Below are 15,643 nucleotides of genomic sequence, written 5' to 3' on the forward strand. Positions count from 1 at the left end.
ACTATATCTGCTACGCCTTGTTAGCGACTGACGATGGCTTGGCTTGGGAAACCGTGGATGAGCGCCGCCACTGACCAACGCCGAGCGCGATAAGAACGTAGAACAACGCGACCGGAACGAGCTGGATCCACATTCTGTTGAGCGAGTCGCCGTCGCCGACGCGGTAGGCCGCATCCCTCAAGTACGCCAGCAAAAAACCAAGCGGAACGAAACTGGTGAGCGGGAAGCGGAGATTCACGCTGTTGGGCACCGCAATAAACGAAGCGACGACCAGAAGCACGGCGAGCAAGATCAGAGAGACTCCCCACGAGCCCGCGCCCATCACGACGTTCTGGAACGTTGCGGAAAGGCTCTCGCGAAGAATCAGAGGCTCCCGGAGTGCCAGCACGATCAGCGCCACCCACAAAAGAGCCTCGGCAAGAAGCAACAACACGCGGCCGCGCTTCATCAGAAGGTTCCACCGAAGCAACGGGATCGCCGCGAGCATCAGCACGCCAAACGCCAACAATCCCCACACAGAGAATTCAACCGACAGCCCGTCGGCACGATAGACAGCAGCCATAAACAGCTGCCAAGCGATCGTTGCCACACCCAGAATCGCAAGGAGGATCGACTTATGGAGCACGCTCACCGAGCGGTCGACGATCACCGGGAGAAGAACCAAGAACACCAAAATCGGTGACTCAGCGCGAACAAAAACAACCGCACCGATCGACAACGCCATCGCAGTGACGAGGGCCGTCTTGCTGACAGATTCAGTGGAGACGAGCATCCAGCCACCACCGACAATGACGAGCATCAGCAACGCAAAGAGAAGGTGCCCGTTGAGATAAAACGCATGAAAAACGAAACGGTTCATCGAGACGAGAAAGAGCACTCCCCCGACGATGAGCAACAAGAGCGCACGCTTGTTGAGTCGCGTCGCCAACGACTCCCACAACATCCACGACAGCAAAGCCAACACCAGCACTGAGATCAACGGAGTGATCGACTGCACGTAGTACTCGCCGCCAAGGTTGGCCGCGGCGTGCAGCTCGGGAACACCAATGAGTCGTTTGGGCAGCAGGCCGCTCGTCGCAATAGTGATGCTGTTGTTGGCGATGAGTGAGCCGTTGAGGAGGTACTGCAGGCTGTCGTAGGACCAAGCAACTTGAGGCAAGGCGCGAAACAGTGCAACCGCGGCAACGACGCCGGCGACGATGATTCCCGCCCACAGCGGTCGCACCGGCAGCACTGCTCCGCGGAATCGACGCCACAACCAGAGCGCGCTCGGAATCGCAGCGGTGAGAATCATCGTGAGTAACGGAGTGGTCGTGATCGGGGTTAGCACTTGGAGAGCACCGATGCAGAGGTACAGAGCTAGCCCGGCTACCGCGCCAAGGACGGGAACCCCCAGCCCACGCGCGCCAGCGACCTGGATGAGGGCAGAACCGCCCAACACCATCGACAGCAGAAAGACGACTTCGAGAATCATTCGCTCAGCCCACCGTTCGGCAACAAGCAGCTATCGGCGAAAACCAAAGCGTGATCTGTCTCGTCCATCAGATGACCGATGACGAGTTCGGAAGGGTCATCGCGGGAGCACTCGCCACGAATGTAGTACCAATTCTCTTCACTGTGCCCGTGGCCAGACGCTAGCCCTGTAGTCGTCGAGTAGACCGCTGGGCTAGCGAGCAACTCGTCGAGGCTCGTGACGTCGGCTAGCGATTCAGAGGCAAGAGAGAAAGAGTCAGCCCTGCCGTAACCCATCACAACAAATTGCAGCAGAGGGAAGATTTCAGCGTCGTCCGCAGAGAGCCGGATAACGGCATCCGGCTGGTGCTCGGAGAGAGCCCAGTACGGTCCGTAGATGTTCTTGACCGCGGTGTCTTGGCTCACAATCTCGACGATGTTAGAGCTGATATTGCGATTCACCGCCTGATAGTTCTGCGGGGCGACGGAGTCGATCGATTGAAACTGCACGACGTTCGCAAGAATCGCAATCGCAAGCACGCCGATCAGCGTTATCCGAGCAGTTCCCATCACCGGTTCAGTATATAGAGGGCGTTGTGGAGCCTAGACCGCGCGCTGGCCCGGAATCGCCTCGAGCAGTTCCCGCGTGTACTCATGCTGCGGATTCGACATCACATCGTGGGCGGTGCCCGCTTCGAGCACCTTGCCCGAGCGCATCACGGCAATGTGGTCAGAGATCTGGCGGATGACGCCGAGGTCGTGCGAGATAAAGAGGTAGCTGAGCCCGAACTGCACCTGAAGGTCGACTAACAGTTGCAGGATTTGCTCTTGCACCGAGACATCCAGAGCGGAGACGGGCTCATCGAGCACGATCAGTTCGGGGCCGATCGCAAGCGAACGCGCGATGGCGACGCGCTGGCGCTGGCCGCCCGAGAGTTCGGTGGGGCGACGCTGTGCGAGTGAGGGGCTGAGGCTCACGTGCTCTAGAAGCTCGCGCGCCATCTCAGCGCGGTGCGTGCGGTCGCCCACTCGGAACGCGCGCAAGGGCTCGGCGATGATCCGCTCAATCGACATCTTGGGGTCGAGCGAGCCGAACGGGTTTTGGTAGACGACCTGCACGCGGCGACGCAGTTGGCGCAGCGCCTCGCCCGAGAGCGAGGTGACATCGGTGCCGTCGAAGCTGACGGTGCCCGAATCGGCCGACGCGATACGAGCCGCGATGCGGGCGGTCGTCGTCTTACCCGAACCCGACTCCCCCACGATCGAGAAAGTCGAGCCGCGAGGAACGACAAACGAGACATCGTCCACGGCGCGCAACACTTGCGAGCCACCGCCTTGGCGGCGGAGAGCGAAGGTCTTGACCAGGTTCGAGACCTCAAGAATGTTGGTGGCTCCAGCGGCATCCGCCCCGCTGTCGGCAGCGACGGCTGCTGCTCCGGATGCCGTGGCCGAGCCCGCAGGCTGCGCCGGGCGGGTGTGGGTGAAGAGCTTTCCCGCGCTCGATTGCTGTTGTTCGCCGAGAGCCGTCAATGACGGGGTGAGGCGCCTGCTCGCCAACCCCGGAGCGGATTCCACGAGTTTCTTCGTGTACTCGTGGGTAGGGGCCGACAGCACCTGTGCGGTCGTTCCCTGCTCCACAATCTCACCATTGCTCATGACGGCGACGTAGTCGGCGCGGTCGGCGGCGACGGCCAGGTCGTGGGTGACGAGAACGACGGAGGTGTTGTGGCGGCGCACGAGTTCGTCGATGTTGTCGAGAACGTGGCGTTGCACGGTCACGTCGAGGGCGCTGGTTGGCTCGTCCGCAATAACGAGTTGAGGGTTGCAGGCCCAGGCGATTCCGATGAGCACTCGCTGGCGCATGCCGCCCGAGAGTTCGTGCGGAAACTGGGTGGCGCGAGCCTCCGGATCCGGCAGCCCGACCTCGTCGAGGATGCGCACGGCTTCGGCTGCGGCTGCTGCCTTGTCGAGCTTGAGGTGCAGGCGCAGCGCTTCGGAGATCTGGTCGCCGACGCGCATGAGCGGGTTGAGTGACTTGCTGGGGTCTTGCGGCACGAAGCCGATACGACCACCGCGAATGGAGCGCAGCTCGCGCTCCGACATCGGGCCGAGATCGCGACCTTCGAATTCGATGGAGCCGCTGTCGATGCGGCCACCGGATGCCAGGCGCCGAATCAGCGCTTGCGAGGTAGTGCTTTTGCCCGAGCCCGATTCGCCGACGATCGCCACGATTTTGCCGCGCGGAACAACGAAGCTGATGCCGCGCACGGCCGCCACCGAGCCGGAGCGGGTCGCGTAGGAGACGTGCAGGTCGCGCACGACGAGGATGTTGTCGTTGGCCGCCGTCTTGTCGTCTGTCTTCTGCTCGATCATTCGTCGCCTCCGATCGATCGTGCTACCCGGTTCACGGCAAGCACGACCACAAGAATTACGGCACCCGGAATGATGCTGAGGCCGGGGTTGGTCGCCACGTAGTCGCGACCGGCCGAGACGAGCGCGCCCCACTCGGGTGCGGGCGGCGGGGCGCCGAAGCCCAAGAAAGTCAGAGCCGAAACCGAGAGAATCGCAGTGCCCATTTCGAGCGCCGCCATCGCGATCACGGGGCGGGCGGCGTTAGGCAGCACGTGCTGCACGAGAATCGCGGGCGAGCGAACACCGAGGGTCCGAGCCGCTTCGACATACTCTTCGCTGCGGATGCGCAGCACTTGCGATCGCATGACGCGAGCGAAACTGCCCGCGGCTCCGAGGCCAACGCCGAGGGCGAGCGAGACCGGGCCGAAACCGAGACTGGCGACGACGATCAGGGCGAGCAGAACTCCGGGAACCGCAATCAGCACATCCACGAAACGCATGATGATGAAATCAGTGCGCCCGCCGACAAAGCCAGAAATGAGGCCGACGACGGCACCCACAACAACGCCGACGACGACGGCGAGGGATGCCGAGAGCAGCGAGAGGGCTGCTCCATAGATGACGCGCGAGTAGAGGTCGCGGCCCAGGTTATCGGTGCCGAACAGGTACTGAGCGCTCGGCGGCAGCAGGCGATCAGTGGCGACCGACTCGAAAGGATCGTGGGTCGCGAGCAACTGAGGTGCCAGAGAGGCCACGATCGCCAACGCAATAATGATGAGCCCCAGAACGAAGCCGGGCTTGCGCAGATTGGTCACTTCTTTGCCCCCAACCGTGCGCGCGAGGGAACGCCGCCACCGATTCTGGTGCGCGGGTCGATGAAGCCGTAGGCGACATCCACGAGCAAGTTGACGAGCGCATAGATCGCGCCCACCACCAGCACGACGCCCTGGATGACGTTGATGTCGCGAGCAAGCACAGCATTGACGGTCATGCGGCCGATTCCGTCGCGCGAGAAGACGGTCTCGACAACAGCGGTTCCGCCCGCCAAGTACCCGATAAGTAATCCGAGAATGGTGATGGAGGGCAGCATCGCGTTGCGCAGCAAGTGCTTCGTGAAGATGCGGCGCGGAGGTACACCCTTCGCGACGGCCGTAAAGACATAGGGGCTGTTCTGGGCTTCGAGCACGGCAGAAGAGAAGACCTGGAAGAAGAGGGCGCCGACGGGCAGGGCGAGCGTGATCGCGGGCAGGATTGCGGCGTCGAAGCTGCGAGCGCCGGCGGAGGGCAACCAGCCGAGAGCGAAAGCGAAGACGCTGATCAGCAGCAGACCGCTCAAGAAGGCGGGCACCGCGATCCCGAATGGCGGAATCTGCAGCAGCAGTTGGCGCAGCCACGGCCACGGTGCTGCGTAGGCCAAGAAAGTGATGAGAACGGCGGATGTCACGCCGAAGAGCAGGGCGAGGGAGGCGATCTGCACGCTGAAGGGGAACGCTCGGGCAATCATCTCGGTCACGGGAACTCCGGTGGAGATGGAGACACCGAGGTCTCCCTGAGCCGCCGCGATGAGGTGGCCGAAGTACTGCTGCCAGAGTGTTCCGTCGAGCCCGTACTGCACCCGCAGGGCGTCGAGCTCGGCCGGATCGATGACCGTTGATGCGCCGCCCTTTGCTGCAAGGGCGGCGATCAACGGGTCACCGGGCAGGAAATGGACCAGCACGAAAACGAGCGTGTAGGTAGCCACGACAACGAACAGGAACTGTCCGATTTTGGGCAGCAGGTAGCTGGCCCAGGCTTTCACCTGTGTCATGACTGAGGCTCATTCATGCTGGTCACATCACCCCGTGAGAGTTATTCCGAAACGCTGACGTCGTACATGATCAGGCGCGACGACGAGTCGAAGGTCAGACCAGAAACGTTAGCGGTTGAGGCGTGCACCTGAGCAACTTCGAGAAGCGGGATCAGGTACGCACGGTCAATAATCATCTCCTGAATTTCGGCGATGAGTGCCGTGCGCTCGGTGGTGTCTGCCGTAGTGGCCTGCTCGGTGAGGAGCGACTCCAGTTCAGCGTCATCGATGATGGCCCACTTCGAGACGGCATCCTTCGAGAACGTGACCCGTAAAACGTCGGGGTCAGTGCGCGTGAGGCTGGCGCTCAAGAAGTCGTAGTCGCCGGTCGCGATGGCTCCGAAGAAGTCTCCGGCGGTCACAATGTTGAGCTGCAGGTCGATGCCAGCCTTAGCGAGCTGAATCTGAGTTGCCTCAAGAACATCCTGGCCGTAGAAGGCGGTAACGCTCATGGTGAGACGCTGGCCGTCCTTCTCGCGGATGCCGTCAGAGCCGACTACCCAACCGTTATCGTCGAGCAACGCGGTGGCTGCATCGAGGTCGTAGGCCATCGCGTCTTCCTGGCTGCTGTAGCCGGGAGTCGCGGAGCTGAGTGCGCTCGATGCGGGCTGCGACTGCGACGAACCGGTGAGTGCGGTGATTTCGGCACGGTCGGTGGCGAGCAGCATTGCCTTACGCACGATCTCGTCGCTGACGACGGGGCGTGTGGTGTTGGGCACGAGGCTCGTGGGCATTCCGGGGTTTCCGCGAGCGTAGATGTTGTAGTCCGCGGTGTCGAAGCGGGTCTCGTCTACGGCAGGAAGGTCCTGGATGATGTCGAATTCGCCGGTCTGGAGTCCACCGGTGCGCACGCCTGCCTCAGGCGTGATCGGGAACGTGACGGTGTCAACGAGTGCTTCACCGCTGTGGCCGCGAAGTTCGGATGCCCAGTCGTAGCCGACACGCTTGGCGATCACGACGGAGTCGTTAGCCACGTAAGAGTCGATCGTGAACGGGCCGGTGCCGACAACAGTCTGGCAGCGGTCTTCAGCGCTGAGTTCGGTGGTGGCGTCAGAGACGAGGCCGAGCGTGATGGTGCTTGCGCCCTGCAAGAACTGGGCGTTCGACGACTCGAAGTTCACGGTCACCGTGTTCTCGTCAACAGCGGTGCTGCCTTCGTAACCGGCGAGGTACTGCGAAGCGAGGGATGCGGTGGAACCCATTTCGAAGAGAGCATCGAGGTTCTTGACCACGGTGTCTGCCGTCAGTGCGGTCTCATCGCTGAAGGTGACGTCATCGCGCAGTTCGAAAGTGAACTCGGTGAGGTCATCGTTGGTTTCCCAGCTCTCTGCGAGCCACGGCACGAGTTCACCGGTTTCAGCATCCTGATCAATGAGCGAGTCAACAACCTGGCGGCCAATGTTGAGCGCGGTGGTGAGGGTGACCTGCTGGGGGTCGAGGCAGACGGGGTCGCCCGTGACTGCCATCGTGATATCCGTTTTGGGCGAAGCGGTTGGCCCTGCCGCGCAAGAGGCCAACAGGCCCAGTGCGGCAAGCGCTCCGATGGGGGCAATGCCCCAGCGAAGTACTCGGTTTTTCGGGGAGTTCATACTCGGTCCTTTCAGTGCTGTCGACGCAACGTGGTGAGCGTTGCGGTGGTACTGCGGAATGTGATGCGGATGCTGCGAGTGGTGCTGGTGCTGCACTTACTACTGGAGGTAGTCGTACTGGTAACGCGGGTGGTGCTGGTTGAGCTGGTGACGCGATTACTGCGGGAGTTCTCCGAACACAACGACACCGCGCGAGACAACCGCGACGATGTTTTCGGTTCGAAGTTGAGTGATGTCTTCCCACGGACGACCCTTGAGCACGACAAAGTCAGCGCCCCATCCGGTCGCGAGGGTTCCGACCTTGTGTGCCAGGCCGATCGCGTCGGCGGCATCCGAGGTCGCGGACCGCAGCGCACGTTCGGCGCTCCATCCAAACATCTCGGCCATCAGACGCACTTCTTCCATCTGATCGCCGAATTTCACGAAAATGCCATTGGCATCAGTGCCGAGCACGAAGCGCACCCCGGCGCGACCTGCTGCAGCAAAGTTGGTGTTGCGCTCGAGCACAACGGCCTGCGCTTTTTCTTGCGCTTCGGCCGAGACAGGGATGCGAGCTTCCGCGATCACGTCGTTGATCATGAGCGTGGGAGCAACCGAGATGTTGCGCTCGAGCAGCGTTGGCCATTGCTCTTCGGTAATCCCAGTGCCGTGTTCGAGGGAGTCGACTCCGGCATCCAGAGCAATCTGGTTGCCCTCGGTGGAGTGACTGTGCGCTGCAACCTTGAGGCCGAGAGCGTGGGCTTCATCGAGGGTTGTCTCGATTTCGGCGGTGGTCTGGTTACGCCAGCCGACCTTGTCGCCGGTCGAAAGAACGCCGCCACTCGTGAAGATCTTGATGCCGTCAACACCGGCGCGAGCGTATTCGCGCACGAGCTTGCGACACTCGTCTGGGCTGTCGGCGGTGGGAGTGCGGTGCGGGTAGTGCGGCGGGATGAAGAGATCGCCGTGGCCCGCCGTCATACCGACGGGGCCGTGCACAAGAATGCGCGGCCCCTGCTGAATGCCCTGATCGAAGGCGCGCTTGACGGCCAGTTGACGTCCGTCGCCGGCCAGATCGCGCAGCGTGGTCACGCCGTTGCGGGCTGCCTGATGGGCGTTCGCCGCGATGTGGAAGACCTGCTCTTCCCACGGCGTCATGAGCGGCCACGAAACCCAGTCGACCGTGTTCGGTCCGGCGTAGCCGCCGAGGTGAACGTGAGTGTCGATGAGGCCCGGGATCACGCTGTATTCGGATGTCGTGGTTGCGGCATCCGAATCGGTGGCCGTGCTGTCGGCGACGGTTTCTACCGCGTCGATCCGGTCACCTGTCCAGCTGAGGGAGCCAATGCCGTGTGTGGCCGTTCCATCCCATAGCGATATTCCCTCGATGCGCTGGGATATTTCGGTCACGAATGGCTCCTTCAACTTATGATTTGTACGACGCTAGCAGAAGAGTGGCACTTGTAAACAAGTGACAGTACTCTGAAACACAGCAGCGGACACGTCAAATGAGGCGCGCCACAAGCGCGACCATGCGCCGGTGTCGCGCCGCCTGAGAGGAATCAACGATGAAGGCCCTCTATAAGGACAAGGCCGGACCCGGCCTCATATTGGCCGAACGCCCCGAACCAACTCCTAGTCGCGGGGAGGTAAAAATCAGGGTCGCCCGCACCGGCATTTGTGGCACTGACCTGCATATTGAGTCGTGGGATGCGTGGGCCGCCGGCGCCATCAACGCTCCCCTGATTCCTGGCCACGAGTTCTCTGGCCACGTCGTGGAGCTCGGCGAAGGAGTCACTTCGGTCGAGATCGGCGCGCTCGTCTCGGGCGAAGGTCACGTCGTCTGCGGCCACTGTCGCAACTGCCGTGCCGGCCGTCGTCATCTCTGCAAATTCACTTCAAGCATTGGTGTAAACCGCGACGGTGCCTTTGCCGAATTCGTCGTCATTCCCGAACAGAACGTCTGGGCGCATCCCACCGATATCGACCCCGAGCTTGCTGCCATCTTTGACCCCCTCGGCAACGCCGTGCACACCGCACTGTCGTTCCCGATGGTTGGCGAAGACGTGCTCATTACCGGCGCCGGCCCCATCGGACTCATGGCCGCCAAGGTCGCGCGCCACATCGGCGCCCGCAACATTGTGATGACCGACGTGAACGAAGAGCGGCTGCAACTCGCCCGCGACATGGGCGTGAACCTCGCGATCAACGTGTCGACAACGCGCATCGCTGAAGCTCAAGAGCTGCTCGGCATGAAAGAGGGCTTCGATATCGGACTCGAAATGAGCGGTCACCCCACCGCCCTGCCCGAGATGATCAGCAACATGAACCAGGGCGGCCGCATCGCCATGCTCGGCCTGCCCGCCGAACCGATCGGCATCGACTGGGCCACCGTCGTGACCCACATGATCACCATCAAGGGCATCTACGGTCGTGAAATGTTCGAGACCTGGTACGCCATGAATGCCATGGTGCACACCGGTTTGGATGTCTCCGCCGTTGTCACCGACCGCTTCCCCGCTGAACAGTGGGAAGAAGCCTTCGCGACCGCTCGCCGCGGAAATGGCGGCAAGGTCATCATCGACTGGTCGTAGCTCGCGTCGCTCTCGCTACCGGCCCCACCCCATATTTTTTAGGAGAACACCATGTACGGAACAGTTCGCGAACAACTCACCGAGACCCTGAGTGAGATCCGCTCCGCTGGCCTCTACAAGACCGAGCGCCAGCTCGACACTGCGCAAGCTGCCCACGTTGAGTCGGGTGGCAAGCCGGTACTCAACTTCTGCGCCAACAACTACCTCGGTCTGGCCAACCACCCGCGCCTCGTCGCTGCCGCGAAGGATGCCCTCGACGAGTGGGGCTTCGGGATGGCGAGCGTGCGCTTCATCTGCGGCACCCAGACCCAGCACGTTGAGCTCGAGAACCGGCTTTCGGCACTGCTGAGCATGGAGGCGACCATCCTGTTCCCCTCGTGCTTCGACGCGAACGGCGGCATCTTTGAGGTGCTCCTCGGCGCTGAGGATGCCGTGATTTCTGATGAGCTCAACCACGCGTCGATCATCGACGGCATCCGCCTCTCCAAGGCAGCCCGCTACCGTTACAAGAACCGCGACATGGCCGACCTCGAAGCACAGCTTATTGCTGCGAAGGATGCCCGCCGCCGCCTCATCGTCACCGACGGTGTCTTCTCGATGGACGGCTACCTCGCCCCGCTCGAAGCGATCTGCGACCTGGCGGAGCAGTACGACGCGATGGTCATGGTCGATGATTCGCACGCTGTCGGCTTCGTCGGCGAGACCGGAGCCGGCACCCCAGAACACTGCGGCGTCTCCGACCGCGTCGACATCATCTCGGGCACGCTCGGCAAGGCGCTGGGCGGAGCATCCGGTGGTTACATCAGCGCCCACGCCGAAATCGTAGAGCTGCTGCGTCAGCGCGCTCGCCCGTATCTCTTCTCAAACGCTGTTGCGCCCTCCGTTGTTGCTGGCTCGATCGAAGCGCTCAACCTCGTGGCAGAAGGGGCCGAGAGCCGCGCCAAGTTGAAGGCAAACGCCGAACAGTTCCGCGCCGGAATGGCTGAGGCCGGGTTCACTCTGCTTCCGGGCGAGCATCCGATCATTCCGGTCATGTTCAGCGACGAGCACGAAGCAGTAGCGATGGCGGATGCCCTGCTCGCGCTCGGCGTCTACGTGATCGCCTTCTCGTTCCCCGTCGTGCCGCTGGGAAAAGCTCGTATTCGCGTACAGTTGTCGGCTGGACACTCAAGCGAGGACATCAGCCGTTGCGTTGAGGCTTTTGTGGCCGCACGAGAGTCGATCGCCGCATAGGAGCGCACATGGAAATCACGGTCCCCGAAGGCCGCATCGTCACCGGTTCACTCACGGAGGATGAGCGCATCCTCAGTGGAGTGCTTCGTCATGTGCGCGAAGCAGCCCGCGACTCCAACTTTCTACTGCCCGGCGAGCTCAAGCTTGCCGAGTGGTTGGACTGCAGCCGCCCGCAGGTTCGGGTGGCGCTCGCGCAGTTGGAGCGTCAGGGAATTGTGATTCGCAGCCAGGGTGCCGCCACTGTTGTTGACCCGGTTGCTCTGCGTTTGAGCGCACGCTTTGAGGCGAGCGTCTCCTATGGCGAGGTGCTCGCGCGCATGGGCTACACGCCGTCGGTCGAAATCTTGACGGCCGAAACGATCGAGCTGCCCGCCGATCTTGCTCCCCTCTTGTCACCGCTCAGCACCAACCGCGCCGTGAAGATCGTGCTGCGCTGGTACGCCGACGAGCAGGCCGCGATGGTCGCCGAATACACGATCCCGCTGCCCGCCGGGGAACACGACGCGATCGACCCCACCGACCCCGTCTACGAGTCGGCAAAGAAGCTCTGGGGTGAAGGCATCGCGTGGGAAATCGTGACCGCTGGAGTTGCTCTGCTCGACGACAAGTACGCCGACCTGCTGCAACTTGAGAAGGGCACCGAAGCGAAGATGTGGGAGACCATCGGCGTCACCCTCAGCGGCGAACGCATCTTCTACGCCCTCGAACACCACCACCCCACCCTCGTGATGTACTCCTTCGTGCGCACCATGCGGGCACCGTGGAGTGCGATCCCCGGGCACTAGATTTTTAGTGCCGCCACTGCTGGCGGCCGGGAATTGTTCCCCCTCACGACAACGTTGGAGTTGGTATGAAAGCAATCGTTTACAGCGAGACCGGCGACCCCTCCGTACTTCAGTTGGTTGAGCGGCCCGTGCTCGAACCCGGGCCGAATGAGGTGCGCGTCCGCATCGTCGTGAGCGGAGTGAACCCGACCGACTGGAAGTCACGCCGTGGGGCGGCATCCGGTCAGGCCTTGCCTTTTGACGAGGTTGTACCCGGCCAAGATGGTGCCGGCATCGTTGAGGCGGTCGGCGCTGACGTGCAGCATGTCAGCGTCGGCGACCGCGTGTGGCTTGCCCTCGCCGCGTACCAGCGCTCGAACAGCGGCTCGAGCCAAGAGCAGGCCGTGCTGCCCGCCGAACGTGTTTTTGCTTTGCCCGCGTGCGCAGGCTTTGACCAAGGCGCCAGCATGGGGGTTCCCGCGGTCACCGCCTACCGCGCGCTGACCGTGGCCGAAGACGGCCCCGACGAACTGCATCCGACCGCTCTCAGCGGCAAGGTCGTACTCATTGCTGGTGGAGCCGGTGCCGTCGGCCATGCCGCGATTCAGCTTGCTCGCTGGGCGGGCGCAACCGTGATCACGACCGTGAGCGGACCGGCGAAAGCGGCCCTTGCCGCTGCCGCGGGCGCCCACCACGTGCTCACCTATACCGACGCCGACATCGTGGATCAGATCCGGGCGATTGCGCCCGAAGGCGTCGACCAGATTGTTGAAGTCGCGCCCGCTCAGAATGCTGATCTCGACCTTGCGGTCATTCGCAATCGAGGCTCGATCTCTGTGTACGCCAACAACGGCGGAGACCACGTAACTCTTGATGTGCGCCGCCACTTCGCCCTCAACGTGCGCTACCAATTTGTGTTGCTCTACACCGTGGGCATTGATGCGATTCGTGCCGCGGCCGACGCCATCAACCGCGCTCTTGAGGATGGGGCGCTCGGCATCGGCGAAGAGACCGGCCTGCCGCTGCACCGCTTTTCGCTCGAGCAGACCGCGGATGCTCACGCTCTCGTTGAGAGCGGAGCCGTCGGCAAGGTGCTGATCGACGTTACGGTCGCGTAATGCTCGCCGGGCTGTAATCGAAAATCTGAAAACGGCCGCAGTCGATCGTGGTCGAGGGCAGGTTTTCGGCTGCGGCGGGAAGCGTGAATGGTGCGCTCTGATCGTCAACGATCAGAAACGACACCTCGTGCTGGTCAAAATCTGAACGATCGACCAACCACGCATAGTCGCGCAGGGCGAAATCGGTTTGGATGAGCTGAGCCTGGTCATCCACATGAGTCTTGACGGCGCGAACACTCCAGAACTGACCAGCACCTACCGCGCCTGATGCGTTCACCCAGTCCACCGCACAGTCGAGCGAGGTGTCGTGCTCGGTTGCTCGTTGGGCGGCCGCCGGTAGCACCGCGATAAACGTGACACCACCGAGCAACGCGGGGATGGCAGCGAAAGCGACGAGCCGCCGCCAGGGAGTCTCGGTGGGTGCCGCGCGCCGCGCATCCGCAATCAGGACGACAAGGGCGAGTGCCGGGGCGAACGCCCACAACTGCAGGTAACGCGAGGCTTCGGTGCCCAGCAGAATGAAGCCAACCGTGGTCGCCACTGGCGCAAACCACGAATAGGCCGCGACCACTGCAGAGCCGATTGCTCCGTGACGCAAAGAGCGCAGTGTGAGCCACACGCCGAGCAGCGTGAGCGCGACCACGATAGCGACCGCGAGCACACCGCCGGGGCTCGACAGCCTTTCGAGGAGCAGGGCCCAGTAGTACCCGAAGGATGCCCGGGAGCGGTGTGGCTGAAAGTAGTTGTCTGGGTTCGCAACGATCCACGGCGCGAGCGGAATCCGCAGCAGGTACCCGAGCGCAGAGCCGCCGACGAGCGCGACGATTGACCACAGCGCTGAACGCCCCCTCCCAGCGCCAGCGCAGACGATGATCACGATGAGGACAAGCGGCGCGGTGGCCCAGGCAAGATAAAGCGGGTTGGTGACTACGGATACCGCCGCGATGGCGAAGAGGGCAATCACGAGGATGCGTCGAGGTGATGAGCTAGCAACAATGCGGCGCGTGATGCCCACGGCGAGCAGCACACCGAGAACCGTTGCGGCGTAGTAGGTGGTCACCGCCAAGAGAGAGGCGAGCTCTGGGCTGTCTCCATTGCCGGCGCTTTCGGTGCTGGCGAGGATGCAGACGGCTGCAAAACCTGCGGTCGCTGCGAGCGCCGCCCGGTTGCCCTTCGCTACCGTGACGGCGGCAACTCGAAACACGAGATAGAGCCCAGCAAAGTTAGCGACCGCCGAAAGAAATTGTGCTTCGTGGATGTCCCAGCCGAGCAGTGAGAGCACGAGGAACGCAGTGACCTCCGGCACGAACAGTACGGCCGACATCGCCCAGTTGCTCGCGGTGCCTTCGAGGATTGACCGCGAGAACAGTGGGACGATCATCGAGTCGCCGTCGAGGAACATCAACTCGCCGCGGCCTGGTGTTCCGGCCAGATAGGTGACGACAAGCAGCGCGAGACCGAGCGCGCCGAGAAGCCACAGAAGCTCGATCACAAGAGGGCGCAGAACGCGCACGTGAGGACGAGCAGGAGTTGCAGTCGCGGCGATACGCGTTCACCCCACTCTCTGCAGCGGCCTAATCGGCGCGCGGGTGCACGACGGCAGGGCACACAGTGCCACGCAGAATCTAACACCGGAGCGGCCCTGATCCGTGTAACCAACGGTCAGCCGGTTTCGTGCATCTGCCGGCGGCGAACACGGTAGAAATACTCTCACCGGTGCTGTTGCATAGGCTCATGAGACGAGTGTTGATTCTTGGTGGAACTGGATGGCTGGGCCGAGCAATCGCGCACATCGCCAGGCAGAGTGGGGCAGACGTTACGTGCCTGGCCCGCGGAGAATCTGGTGCGGCACCTGAAGGTGCTCACCTCATCCGTGCCGATCGCACCCGACCCAGCGCCTATGACGAGGTTCGCGGCCACTGGGATGCCGTCATCGAGCTCTCGAGAGACCCAGCGCAAGTGGAGTCGGCGTTGCAGTCGCTGGCGGCACAGGCCACTCATTGGACCTTCGTGTCGACGGTATCCGTCTATGAACGCAACGATGAGCCGGGTGCTGACGAGAGCGCCGACATTGTGGAGCCCGTTGATATGGACGACTACGCGCAGGCGAAGGTGGCCGCCGAGAGAGCGAGCGCCCGCCACCGCGGCGAAAGACTCCTCATCGCACGGCCCGGGCTGATCGTCGGCCCCGGCGATCCCACCGACCGCTTCGGCTACTGGCCGGCACGACTCCACCGTGGAGGTCGCGTTCTCACCCCGACCTTTGCAGACCGCTGGGTGCAAGTGATCGACGTCGATGACCTTGCCGCGTGGATCGTGCAGGCCGGGATCGCGGGGACTAACGAAACGATCAACGCCGTCGGCGACGCGCTCCCGCTCGAAGAGTTCCTCGAACTCACCGCTGACGTTGCTGAATTCGACGGGAGTTTCGAACAACGCGATGATGCATGGCTCACCGAACACGACATCCGGTACTGGGCCGGGCCCCGATCACTCCCGCTCTGGATCCCTGCGATCGATGCAGGCTTCGCCCAACGCAACAACGCACGCTACCGAGCATCTGGCGGAAAGCTTCGCCCCCTTCGCGAAACAATCACGCGAACCCTCGACGATGAGCTTTCACGCGGCAGAGACCGACCTCGCGCATCCGGGCTTGGTGCTGACGAAGAGGCGCGCGCCCTCCCGCCAACACCCTAGGAAGCTCTTACCGGGAACG

Annotated in this window: 13 protein-coding genes; 5 read left to right on the forward strand and 8 right to left on the reverse strand. The window is 62.7% G+C overall.

The features are described 5' to 3' along the window. Positions 1-10: 10 nt before the first annotated feature. The 7 genes from I6E51_RS12155 to I6E51_RS12185 all read right to left on the reverse strand — a co-directional run bounded on the left by I6E51_RS12155 (position 11) and on the right by I6E51_RS12185 (position 8,628). Positions 11-1,474 (reverse strand): hypothetical protein, encoded by a 1,464-nt coding sequence (locus I6E51_RS12155; protein WP_197110469.1) that lies wholly within the window; start codon positions 1,472-1,474, stop codon positions 11-13. Beyond that, a complete protein-coding gene (locus I6E51_RS12160; protein ID WP_197110470.1) occupies positions 1,471-2,025 on the reverse strand; it encodes a hypothetical protein in 555 nt (184 codons plus the stop codon). Before I6E51_RS12160 ends, I6E51_RS12155 begins: the two co-directional genes overlap by 4 nt. A 30-nt stretch (positions 2,026-2,055) precedes the next feature. Further along, positions 2,056-3,825, reverse strand: a complete 1,770-nt coding sequence (locus I6E51_RS12165) for an ABC transporter ATP-binding protein (RefSeq protein WP_197110471.1) — start codon at positions 3,823-3,825, stop codon at positions 2,056-2,058. Continuing rightward, a complete protein-coding gene (locus tag I6E51_RS12170) occupies positions 3,822-4,619 on the reverse strand; it encodes an ABC transporter permease (protein ID WP_197108168.1) in 798 nt (265 codons plus the stop codon). The genes I6E51_RS12165 and I6E51_RS12170 overlap by 4 nt, the downstream gene beginning before the upstream one ends. Continuing rightward, positions 4,616-5,611: an ABC transporter permease gene (locus tag I6E51_RS12175; protein ID WP_197108170.1), complete on the reverse strand. Its 996-nt coding sequence runs from the start codon at positions 5,609-5,611 to the stop codon at positions 4,616-4,618. The genes I6E51_RS12170 and I6E51_RS12175 overlap by 4 nt, the downstream gene beginning before the upstream one ends. Before the next feature lie 41 nt (positions 5,612-5,652). After that, positions 5,653-7,239 (reverse strand): ABC transporter substrate-binding protein, encoded by a 1,587-nt coding sequence (locus tag I6E51_RS12180; protein ID WP_197110472.1) that lies wholly within the window; start codon positions 7,237-7,239, stop codon positions 5,653-5,655. A 156-nt stretch (positions 7,240-7,395) separates the two neighbouring features. Next, entirely contained in the window at positions 7,396-8,628 is a 1,233-nt protein-coding gene (locus tag I6E51_RS12185) for an amidohydrolase family protein (RefSeq protein ID WP_197110473.1), read from the reverse strand. Between the two features lie 158 nt (positions 8,629-8,786). On the opposite strand from I6E51_RS12185, the gene tdh reads away from it, so the two are divergent. The 4 genes from tdh (at position 8,787) to I6E51_RS12205 (ending at position 12,927) form a co-directional block, all read left to right on the forward strand. Beyond that, on the forward strand, positions 8,787-9,812 hold the full coding sequence (gene tdh, locus I6E51_RS12190; protein WP_197108176.1) for an L-threonine 3-dehydrogenase: 1,026 nt from the start codon (positions 8,787-8,789) through the stop codon (positions 9,810-9,812). Positions 9,813-9,863: 51 nt separating this feature from the next. Continuing rightward, positions 9,864-11,045, forward strand: coding sequence for a glycine C-acetyltransferase (locus I6E51_RS12195; RefSeq protein WP_197108178.1), 1,182 nt, complete (start codon positions 9,864-9,866; stop codon positions 11,043-11,045). 8 nt (positions 11,046-11,053) lie between these two features. Then, entirely contained in the window at positions 11,054-11,830 is a 777-nt protein-coding gene (locus tag I6E51_RS12200; RefSeq protein WP_197108181.1) for a GntR family transcriptional regulator, read from the forward strand. Positions 11,831-11,895: 65 nt separating this feature from the next. Beyond that, complete coding sequence (locus tag I6E51_RS12205) at positions 11,896-12,927, forward strand: NADPH:quinone reductase (RefSeq protein WP_197108183.1); 1,032 nt, start codon at positions 11,896-11,898, stop codon at positions 12,925-12,927. Here I6E51_RS12205 and I6E51_RS12210 read toward each other — a convergent pair. Then, on the reverse strand, positions 12,914-14,440 hold the full coding sequence (locus tag I6E51_RS12210) for a hypothetical protein (protein ID WP_307783957.1): 1,527 nt from the start codon (positions 14,438-14,440) through the stop codon (positions 12,914-12,916). The two genes, I6E51_RS12205 and I6E51_RS12210, sit on opposite strands and share 14 nt — an antisense overlap. Before the next feature lie 221 nt (positions 14,441-14,661). On the opposite strand from I6E51_RS12210, the gene I6E51_RS12215 reads away from it, so the two are divergent. Continuing rightward, complete coding sequence (locus I6E51_RS12215) at positions 14,662-15,624, forward strand: NAD-dependent epimerase/dehydratase family protein (protein ID WP_197108185.1); 963 nt, start codon at positions 14,662-14,664, stop codon at positions 15,622-15,624. The last annotated feature ends 19 nt before the right edge of the window (positions 15,625-15,643 follow it).

The sequence above is a fragment of the Salinibacterium sp. NSLL17 genome, from assembly GCF_015864935.1.
Taxonomy (GTDB): domain Bacteria; phylum Actinomycetota; class Actinomycetes; order Actinomycetales; family Microbacteriaceae; genus Rhodoglobus.

Excerpts from the sequence above, each read along its gene's own strand:
- I6E51_RS12205 (WP_197108183.1), top strand. The coding sequence starts at position 11,896 with ATGAAAGCAATCGTTTACAGCGAGACCGGCGACCCCTCCGTACTTCAG.
- I6E51_RS12175 (WP_197108170.1), bottom strand. The coding sequence starts at position 5,611 with ATGACACAGGTGAAAGCCTGGGCCAGCTACCTGCTGCCCAAAATCGGA.
- I6E51_RS12180 (WP_197110472.1), bottom strand. The coding sequence starts at position 7,239 with ATGAACTCCCCGAAAAACCGAGTACTTCGCTGGGGCATTGCCCCCATC.
- I6E51_RS12165 (WP_197110471.1), bottom strand. The coding sequence starts at position 3,825 with ATGATCGAGCAGAAGACAGACGACAAGACGGCGGCCAACGACAACATC.
- I6E51_RS12200 (WP_197108181.1), top strand. The coding sequence starts at position 11,054 with ATGGAAATCACGGTCCCCGAAGGCCGCATCGTCACCGGTTCACTCACG.
- I6E51_RS12215 (WP_197108185.1), top strand. The coding sequence starts at position 14,662 with ATGAGACGAGTGTTGATTCTTGGTGGAACTGGATGGCTGGGCCGAGCA.
- I6E51_RS12195 (WP_197108178.1), top strand. The coding sequence starts at position 9,864 with ATGTACGGAACAGTTCGCGAACAACTCACCGAGACCCTGAGTGAGATC.
- I6E51_RS12155 (WP_197110469.1), bottom strand. The coding sequence starts at position 1,474 with ATGATTCTCGAAGTCGTCTTTCTGCTGTCGATGGTGTTGGGCGGTTCT.
- tdh (WP_197108176.1), top strand. The coding sequence starts at position 8,787 with ATGAAGGCCCTCTATAAGGACAAGGCCGGACCCGGCCTCATATTGGCC.